The organism is Vibrio sp. 10N.286.49.C3 (assembly GCF_041469545.1).
Classification (GTDB): domain Bacteria; phylum Pseudomonadota; class Gammaproteobacteria; order Enterobacterales; family Vibrionaceae; genus Vibrio; species Vibrio tasmaniensis_A.
The window spans coordinates 20,287-29,361 of record NZ_JBFRKT010000081.1 but is presented as its reverse complement, the minus strand read 5'-3'; the positions used below and the strand labels follow the sequence as shown (position 1 = coordinate 29,361).

The 9,075-nt window shown below is 40.8% G+C and carries 11 protein-coding genes and 1 pseudogene; 9 read left to right on the top strand and 3 right to left on the bottom strand.

Annotation, left to right across the window (positions count from 1 at the left end):
• The first annotated feature begins 35 nt into the window (after positions 1-35).
• Positions 36-974 (top strand): hypothetical protein, encoded by a 939-nt coding sequence (locus AB4180_RS22155; protein WP_102249979.1) that lies wholly within the window; start codon positions 36-38, stop codon positions 972-974.
• A gap of 22 nt (positions 975-996) precedes the next feature.
• On the opposite strand, the gene AB4180_RS22150 is transcribed toward AB4180_RS22155, so the two are convergent.
• Positions 997-1,953, bottom strand: coding sequence for an IS110 family transposase (locus tag AB4180_RS22150; protein WP_017064050.1), 957 nt, complete (start codon positions 1,951-1,953; stop codon positions 997-999).
• 554 nt (positions 1,954-2,507) lie between these two features.
• Positions 2,508-3,533: an IS110-like element ISVisp6 family transposase gene (locus AB4180_RS22145; protein WP_102249977.1), complete on the bottom strand. Its 1,026-nt coding sequence runs from the start codon at positions 3,531-3,533 to the stop codon at positions 2,508-2,510.
• A gap of 106 nt (positions 3,534-3,639) precedes the next feature.
• On the opposite strand from AB4180_RS22145, the gene AB4180_RS22140 reads away from it, so the two are divergent.
• Positions 3,640-4,440, top strand: a complete 801-nt coding sequence (locus AB4180_RS22140; RefSeq protein ID WP_102249976.1) for a phospholipase D-like domain-containing protein — start codon at positions 3,640-3,642, stop codon at positions 4,438-4,440.
• Positions 4,441-4,552: 112 nt separating this feature from the next.
• Positions 4,553-4,849, top strand: a complete 297-nt coding sequence (locus AB4180_RS22135) for a hypothetical protein (protein WP_102249975.1) — start codon at positions 4,553-4,555, stop codon at positions 4,847-4,849.
• 35 nt (positions 4,850-4,884) lie between these two features.
• On the opposite strand, the pseudogene AB4180_RS22130 reads toward AB4180_RS22135, so the two are convergent.
• Positions 4,885-5,040 (bottom strand): annotated as a pseudogene (locus AB4180_RS22130) (IS110 family transposase); the annotation flags it as partial.
• A gap of 253 nt (positions 5,041-5,293) precedes the next feature.
• Between AB4180_RS22130 and AB4180_RS22125 the strand changes: the two are divergent.
• From AB4180_RS22125 to AB4180_RS22100, 6 genes are all read left to right on the top strand, one after another.
• A complete protein-coding gene (locus AB4180_RS22125) occupies positions 5,294-5,677 on the top strand; it encodes a nuclear transport factor 2 family protein (RefSeq protein WP_102249974.1) in 384 nt (127 codons plus the stop codon).
• Positions 5,678-5,795: 118 nt separating this feature from the next.
• On the top strand, positions 5,796-6,398 hold the full coding sequence (locus AB4180_RS22120; RefSeq protein ID WP_102249973.1) for a DUF922 domain-containing protein: 603 nt from the start codon (positions 5,796-5,798) through the stop codon (positions 6,396-6,398).
• A 424-nt stretch (positions 6,399-6,822) separates the two neighbouring features.
• A complete protein-coding gene (locus AB4180_RS22115; protein ID WP_102249981.1) occupies positions 6,823-7,248 on the top strand; it encodes a hypothetical protein in 426 nt (141 codons plus the stop codon).
• Positions 7,249-7,404: 156 nt separating this feature from the next.
• Positions 7,405-7,746 (top strand): hypothetical protein, encoded by a 342-nt coding sequence (locus tag AB4180_RS22110; protein ID WP_029224560.1) that lies wholly within the window; start codon positions 7,405-7,407, stop codon positions 7,744-7,746.
• Between the two features lie 192 nt (positions 7,747-7,938).
• Positions 7,939-8,310, top strand: coding sequence for an acyl carrier protein (locus AB4180_RS22105; protein ID WP_102249972.1), 372 nt, complete (start codon positions 7,939-7,941; stop codon positions 8,308-8,310).
• Positions 8,311-8,388: 78 nt separating this feature from the next.
• Complete coding sequence (locus tag AB4180_RS22100) at positions 8,389-9,033, top strand: HAD-IA family hydrolase (RefSeq protein WP_054547792.1); 645 nt, start codon at positions 8,389-8,391, stop codon at positions 9,031-9,033.
• The last annotated feature ends 42 nt before the right edge of the window (positions 9,034-9,075 follow it).

Below are 9,075 nucleotides of genomic sequence, written 5' to 3'. Positions count from 1 at the left end.
ATAAATACTTAAGCGTTATGTGAAAGGGGAAAAGTTTGAATCCATTTGAACTACCACAAGAAAGATTTAAAGCGAGGCGAGATTTGTTGAAATCTAGTGTTGAAGTCGTTTTGTCTGAGACATCAGAGTATATTTATGGTGAGTATCAACATCTTGAAAAACTGGAGCGTGCGGAGCTGTTTTGTAAATATGAACTAATGGAAGCCCCATCAGCAAGGGTTGATCATTTACAAAAAGTAGGCACTTTCCCTTGGATTGAAGCGGCTCATGAATTGGATTCGTGCTTAACGGTAATTTTTGAGGGAAACTACAAAAATGCGTTTGACTCCCTGAGAAGAGCTATTGAACTTGTAGTTACTGGTAGCTTTTTCGTTTTAGATAATGTCGAGAAAGAGAAGGCAAAGGAGTGGATGGAGTCTGATCGGTCTACTCCAAACTTTAAGCGTGCGTTGAAGGTTATTGAAGACGCTTGTCAATATAGTAGTTGTGATGGGGAAATATCATGGACTGAGTCATTATTGGGACACTATTGGGAACTATGCGATGTAATTCATGTTAAAGGGGTAAAGAATAGCTCAAGCGAAATATCACCTCGATACTCTTTTATTTCAGGGGTCAGTATTCCTCATTTTGACAAAAAAGCATGCAGTCTAAGCCTTTCTTACTATGTAAAAACCGTGGAGCTAGTGGCTTTAATGGTTGCGCTGAGCAACCCAGTACTATTGGTTGGGTTTGATTTGGAACGTAAGTTTGGTCTTAACGCTCCAATGTCTGGTTTTTATAATTCTTTTCAATCTGATAGGCTTATTAGCCTAATTCCAGATAGATTTAACGCCCTCATAAAGACGCTTATAGATAGTGACCCAAATATTGCATCAGTTAGCCAATGGTTTGATTCTCTACCTGACATAACAGAGGAAGAACTTGAGTTGCAAATGAAAAAACAAGACGAACTATTTGGAGTTTTCACATAACAAACGACTATGGCGTCAATGATTAATTTTTGGCAGTGTTTTCATCCCACATGGCGCCATCTCTCAGCATAGAGTTAAGAGTCACAACCATCTTTCGAACACACGCGATTATTGCGACTTTCTTAGGCTTTCCGGCAGCTACAAGTCGAGCATAAGTTGCTTTGAATACGGGGTTACATTGCATGGCTGACATCATTGCCATATATAACACTGTGCGTACTTGCGCTCGACCGCCTTGGATCACGCGCTTACCTTTGTAGCGCCCACTTTCGCGTGTTATTGGAGCGACACCAATTAGTGATGCCGCTTGTTTATTTGTGATGTAGCCAAGTTCTGGTACGTTGCTAATTATTGATGCAGCGGCAATGTTTCCTATTCCAGGGACGCTCTGCAATATTGTGTTTTTAGCCTGATATTCAGGGCTATCTTCAATGAGTTTAACGAGCTTTTCTTCTAACTTGGTGATTTGATTTTTTATCGTGGTTAGCATCGGTTTGATAGTCGGATGGAGAGAAGCGGGAAGTATCTGGATTCGGTTCTTTTCCATGGTTTGCATGGATAACAACTGGTTTCGGCGAATGACTAAGTCACTCATTAGGCGTATGTTTTTTGGCTTTATGACAGTAAGAGCTGGTTTGATTGCTTCTCCATAGTGAGCAATCAATTCTGCATCTAAACGATCATTTTTGGCTCTGCGGCCAATAGCACCAGCGAACCGTTTTATGTGGACAGGGTTTGCTCTGACAATAGGTAATTGAGCCTCTGCACATGCAAGAACAAAAGGCATTTCTAATCGGCCTGTTGCTTCAATAACGATTCGTTCAGGACTGTGACTCTTAATCGTTTTGAGTGCTTTTTTGATGCCTTTATCATTGTTCTCTACTGAGAAAAATAGGTCTAGTGGCCTGATGTGGATGTCTAATTGTGTTTTGCCGGTATCAACTCCAACGTTGATGCTTTGATTGATTTTGGTATTCATAATAAGCTAACTCATGCTTGCGTAATGCGGGTTCGAGACCCAGTCGACTATTCGAGGTTTATGCTTGAAGTCCTATGTAGCGTTCATGTTTGTTATCGGTCTCTCGATAGAGGAGCCAGCGTTTAAACGAACTACTACATAGAAAGCTTTAGTTGCAGCTAAAGCCTGGGTCTCACATTACCCGATTGGAGTGCTTATTATCCATACAAGCATTTAAGAGTGATTCGCAACGCTTGGCAGTTTCGCTTCGCTCAAGTATAGCCAAGCGCCGCTCACACCTTAATGCGGCTACATGGATTCCCCCGGTTGTCAAACATCCGCTAAACTTATGTTGATGGGTTTTGGACTGCCGCTCTACATTCGGCCTACTTATCGACGATTCGCATACGTCGTGGCCCTGATGACTTGCGCGACTGCGGTGCCTTATTCGTTAGATGACATCTAGTGTGTCCGCCGCATTAACAGGCTCTCCGCAAGTGGTCTTAACCTATCTCCATCATTAGCGTCTGCAATGACCCGGTGGGTTTAACTCTTTATACTGCTTAGGTTTCTACTTAAGCAGCATAGTTTTCATATTCGGTTTGATTGTGTAAAAGCGACCATATAATTCGTGCGTTCTTCGCGGCAAGTGCCACTATCGCTCGGTTCATTCCTCTTCGTTCTAGAACGCCTCGACACCACTGACTTAGCTTATCTTGCTTGTCGCCAAGGTTGGCAATGACTGTCCTTGCCCCGTGAACTAATAGTGTTCGCAAGTATTTGTCGCCGTGTTTGGTTATCCGACCTAAGCGAGGCTTTCCTCCCGTCGAATATTGCTTTGGTACGAGTCCTAGCCAAGCAGAGAAATCACGGCTTTTATCAAATTGAGAACCATTGCCTATCGAAGCAAGTATCGCAGTAGCGGTTTGCGGTCCAATGCCACGAACCTTCATCACTCGTTGAACATTAGCGCTGACCTTAGCAAAAGACTCGAAGACTTGTTCAGTATCGGCGATACGTTGATTCAACTCTCCAAGGTGGTGATAAGCATCGGCAATCACCGTTCTTGCGAGATGTGGCAGTTCATTTTCTGCATCTTCAAGCATTAAGGGAACGTGTTTCATTAATGAAGAGCGGCCAACAGGAATGATTAACCCGAACTCAGAGAGTAGGGCGCGCATGCGATTCATAAGCGCGGTGCGCTCACGAACCCAATGCTCTCTCATTCTATGTACCGATAAGATGGCTTGTTGCTCGGGGGATTTTACGGGTACAAAGCGAGTTGATGGACGCTGAACAGCTTCGCATATGGCAACAGCATCATTAAGGTCGTTCTTTCCTTTAGTTCGATAAGGAATGACGTATTTAACGGCCATAATGCGGGCGTCGTGCCCAAGTTTATTGAGTGTTCTTGCCCAATAATGTGCACCACCACACGCTTCAACGCCTATACGCATGAGTGGCATATTTGCTATTGTAGTCAGTAGTTTAGAGCGAGTTACCGACTTATGAAGTATGACCTTACCATTTTGGTCTACGGCATGAAGACTGAAGTGGTTTTTAGCTAGGTCGATACCGCAGAAATAAGAATAATCAGACATGGTGCCTCCGATGTATTTAAGTGCCACATAAGTGTGGCAATTCCTTGGGAGGGGGATACATGTCATTCGTTAAGTCTCATCAGTTTCACATTCAGGAGAGAAAGAGTTGAAGGTTTCAGAGCTTACTTTAAATGCAATAAAGTCTTACATTACTGGCGATGGGGCTCCTACTCCATATATGTCTGGACCAGAGCTCATTAAATTTTTCAATGCTTTCGGGCTATTAGATGAATATACCCGAGAGGGCCTCCCAAATGCATGGTCTAGAAATGAATATGCCTATGAGCGGCTGAAGGAGGTTAATGGAACCCCCGAGTTTAAACGTTTAATTGAGGCAATTCCGGATAGCCGAAAGGTCAGCAACCCTGATGATATAGCTTTCGAGTTAAGTGAAATCATCAAGTACGATGGCTACCTCTTCGAAAAAAATGAACTAGGTATTTTTAAAGTCTCTGGTTCTGAACTGAATGATCCTGTGCAAATAGCTGCTCATTTTCAAGAAATAAAAAATCAAATAATTGAGTCAATCCAATCTGCGGAATTTACCATCTGGATAGCTGTCGCGTGGTTTACAGATAAGGATATTGGAAATGAGTTACGCCTAAAGCATCAAAAAGGTATTAATGTTCGCGTGATCGTGAATGACGATGATACTACAGATAAGTATGGTTTAGATTTTTGCTCTAGAGGTATTGAATATAAGAAGGTTTCCCCGAGCTCTCCATGGGGAAAAAAGTTAATGCATAATAAGTTCTGTATAATCGATGTATGCAAAGTTATACATGGTTCGTATAACTGGACAAGCAATGCTCAATACAACAATGAGAGCATTACAATAATGGAGAGTAGAGATTTGGCAGAAGAGTTTTCGAGGCAGTTTATTGAGCTTCGTAGTCAAAACACTTAACAAACGCATCAACGCATGGACTAATAAAGCTTTGCTTGGTTCGTGCCTCACTAATTTTAGCCAAGCATTATTAGCCCGTTATGCGAAGCGTAATGTTTTCGGGAGGAATTAAATGAATCCAAATATCCAATCGGTTCTGAATTCGAAGGACAATATCCAAACTAAGGTAAATGTCGGTGAGCGTTATAGGTTGATGCATAAAAAGATAAAATCTGGAAGCCTTTGGATTGAAGTACAAAGGGAAGTATATCGAGTCAAAGTTACAGGTGAAATTAAGCTTAGGCTACAAAGTTTTATCACGAAGTTAGTCGAGTCCGATCCAAGTGATGATCAAGGTAATCCAGTTTGGCACGTACCATTTGGTAGTAGCCTCAAAGCTATTATATGTGAGTTCAATCGATTGACTTAGGCTACAAACATAACAAACGACTATGGCGTCAATGATTAGTTGTTGGCTGTATTTTCATCCCACATGGCGCCATCTCTCTGCATAGAGTTAAGGGTAACAACCATCTTTCGAACACTCGCGATTAATGTGACTTTCTTAGGTTTTTCAGCTGCTAAAAGCTGACCATAAGTCGCTTTGAATACGGGGTTACTGTCTTATAAATATGACCTTACCATTTTGGTCTACGGCATGAACACTGAAGTGGTTTTTTGGCTAGGTCGATACCGCCGAAATAAGAATAATCAGACATGGTGCCTCCGATGCATTTAAGTACCACATAAGTGTGGCAGAACCTCGGTAGGGGGAATCCATGTCATTCGTTATGTGACAAGCGTTAATCCATCGCTGGCGAAAGCACTCGATATCTCATATTGTTAGTGTGAAACTTCCCTTCATGAGGCTGCTATGACGAATCAACTTAGACAAAACAAAGAGAATGCTATTGCTTTTTATAGAACTGCTTACATGGGCGAGCCAGCTAAAGCAGTAGAGTTGTATGTTGGTGATGATTATATCCAGCACAATCCAGTTGTTGCTGATGGTAAGCAGGGCTTTATAGATTACTTTGAAGAAATGTCTCGGGACTATCCAAAAAAGGATATAGAGTTTTTGAGAATTATTGCTGAAGGTGATCAGGTAGCTTTGCATACAAGGCAAACATGGCCTGCTGGTGAAGAGTACGTAACGATGGACTTTTTCCGTTTCGATTCAAATGGAAAAATAGTCGAGCATTGGGATTCAATTCAAGTGGTCCCGAAAGAGTCAGCCAATAATAACTCGATGTTTTAATAGTCACATAACAAGGCGTTCAAGCCAACCTCAAACGCATGGCACTCTTGCTTCGCGAATTGTAGTGCCATCAGCGTTGTGGCGGCTTAACTTAGCGTTATATGCTTCAAGGAAGATGATGAAAAAAATAGTACTTTCAATATGTTGCTTAATGGCGTCCAGTCAGGCTAATGCTGACGTTAAGGTAGATTTTCCCTTCCAGAAAAAGTTTGAAGTGTATGAGGTTAGCGGAAATAGTGTTGAAGAAATTGAACGCTCATTTAACGCGAGACCTGAGTTTCTCGTAAATGAAGGCTTTGACGGGTACACCGCATGGAAATATGACTTCAATACGCATGATGATACTTGCGAAATTAATGAATTTAAGCTGGAAGTTACCTATACACTTCCGAAGTTCGAAATGTCTAAGACTTCAGTTGAATCGGCGGAGGAGTTTCGCCTATATCTAGAAAAGCTCTATCGGCATGAGCAGATTCATTGTGCTCTTGCAGTTAAGTCGATGCATGAAATTTATTTAGCCTTCAAAGGTGGGCAGCGCGGAGGTTGCAGTAGTGCTAATGATAGAGTCACTGAACTTGAAAGTGACTTAGTGGAAAGTAATGCGCGGTTTGACGTTTACACATCGCATGGAGAAACTGAATTAGCAGAGTCTCCTTTTGGTGAGAAGCCTTACTTAAAAATATGCGAAGTACCTTTCGCGCCGATGTCACCACGCATATAACAATAAATTTAAGAGTGATTCACAACGCTTGGTTTTATAACTTTCATGGTCTTTATCAATGATTTATCGGCGTAATATTGAAAAATTAGATTTATGTTATTGGATTTACAATCCACTATATGTATATTGAGCTCTCTTTTATAATTAAATCAGTGGTTTAAAGGTGAATGCGTTAAAGATCTCTTCAGTAATTATCTCAGGACTACTGATGTTTGGTTGTGCATCTCCAGTTAAAAATAGATAAATCAAATATAGAACTTGTTACGAAATTATAACAAACAATTTAACCTGACTCGCGACGCGTAGCAGTATTACTTCTAGTCAGGTTTAGTGTTTAAGGCGCAATGCAGAATCTTTACGTTGCTGCACAAGTTAATTGGGAGTTAAGCGTCATGCGCTACTCCAACTTGAGAAGGTAGTACAAGTGGAAACTAGAGTTAAAAAGTCAGTTCGGTATCTTGCCTTGGGTATTCTTATCTATCCGTTTCTTTACATGATACTCAATTTTATTATCCCGATTCTAATGGCGACTTTGGGCGAAGGTGGTCGCTCGTTAGTTGAAATTCTTGAGTATTTTACTTGGTTTATAATGCCTTTTTTTTCGGTGCTCTATTTGTTAGCTTTCTATCATTTCTCGCCAATGTTAGGTAAATGGCATCAATGGGTTGGGTATACTTTGGTTTTTGCCGCTGCGCTAATCGAAATAGCGATGCCCTGGATGGAATCTGGTCTGGTGTTTAAGACAGCATCTTTTCTATGTCAGCTTTTCGAGATAGGCATTTTGGTTAGTTGTCTGTTCGTTTTTAGCAATAAGTTGAGGCCAAATTTTGAGCTTGGAAGTAACGTATAGCAAGTCTTGGTCTCACCTTACCCGATTGGAGTGCTTATTATAAATGCAAACTGCTTCATGATAACTTTCAACGCATGGCACGTGGTAATTTTGTGTTTCGTTGCTCAAACCTTAGCAAGGCGTTATGTGCCAGATAGTCTCGAATAGGTAGGTGTCATGAATAATTTGTTCACATATATATCGGCGATGAAGAATGAGCCTGATGGCCTGTCGATAGTAGAGAAAGTAATAAACAAACAGACTTCCGAAGAAGATGGCATTCTCATGGAAAACAGTGATTTGTTCGTAAAGTTTAACAATGGCGTTGCTATAAAAAAGCTAACTGAGCGTGAATTATCCGGACGCGTAACGGGCGCAGTTTGCGAGGAGTGTTGGATTTCATATGAAGTAACAGAACAACCGAGCGCTTTAAATATAGCGCCCAAGAAAAAGAACTTTACTAATCAATGCCAAGAGTCGTTTTGGCTAAAAATCAATAAGGTTCAATCAAGCACATGACAGACTACTAAAGAGTGATTCACAATGCATGGCATTTTTACTAAGCCTTCATTTTAGTGATTAAGGTGGTGTCCGGCATCTTTGGTATTACGTTGTTCACCCCTTAACAAGGTGTTAGCTCTCCTTGTTAATTCTGCGTATTGGCGGGGCTGTTAGCTACTTAATTGGGTGTTAAGCATCAAAGAGGAAAATATGAAATATCCCCAACTTGTGTTCTGTTCAGTGTTAGCAATCACGTATTCAAATTTCGTTTGGGGTAATGGCTGTGATGTAGTAGACGATAAAGTATTAAATGCAATGGCTAAGGCTTTCGATGTTCGTGTGGATGAAATTGCTATTGATGGTACATTTTATGATCAAAACTTTGATACTGATGTTTTAGATCTCATAACTGTAGTTGTTAATATGGAAGAGGCTATTGGAGTTGATCTTAAAGACGAAGATGTAGTCGACCCGATCGTTTATTTCGATGAAGAAGAGTTTGAGCCAAAAATTAAAGGCAAGGTAACGGTCCGAGAGTTTCAAGAGATTGTCCAAACAGCGTGTGCTAACTCTCTCGGCTAGGCGTTGGTTGTTGGAAGTACCTAAAGGCGTTATGTTTCATTTCCACGTTCGTATTTTCACATTTAAGGAATAGGTTTGATAAATAGATATTCATGCAATGGTTTTATATTTGATGTAGATGCAACTCTTGTAAACACCACACTGGTTATAAATAATATTTGGAAAGAGTGGGCAGTGCAAAAAGGAGTTGAGTTTTCAATAGTACATCCACACGTTCACGGCAGAAAAATTAGCGAAACTTTAGAATTAGTAGGTTTTCAATATGCAAATGCGAGTGAAGAAAACGTAGTTAAAAAAATCGCAATAAAAGCAATGGAATCAGCTACTGAAATTGATGGAGCACTGAGTTTTGTAAAAACCATACCTAAGTGTTCGTGGGCAATCGCAACGAGTGGTCCAAGAAATGTGGCTGAGACAAGTTTACGTGCATCCGGGTTTGAGTTACCTGAGATTATGATATGTGGTGAAGATGTTAGTATCGGTAAGCCACACCCAGAACCATTTGTGCTTGCCGCTGAAAATCTAGGTTTGAATGCGATGAGCTGTGTGGCCTTTGAAGATTCGCCAGCGGGTGTCAAATCAGCTAAAGAAGCAGGGTGTTTTACTGTTGCTATATTAACTAGTCATAAAGAATCTGAATTAGCTTTAGCTGATCTAATTGTTAATAGCTTTTCAGATCTGGCAATTGAAAACAGAAACGGTTCATATGAACTATGTTGGTGAAAACTTAACAAGGCGCTTAAGTATGATTCGTGAAAGCATACT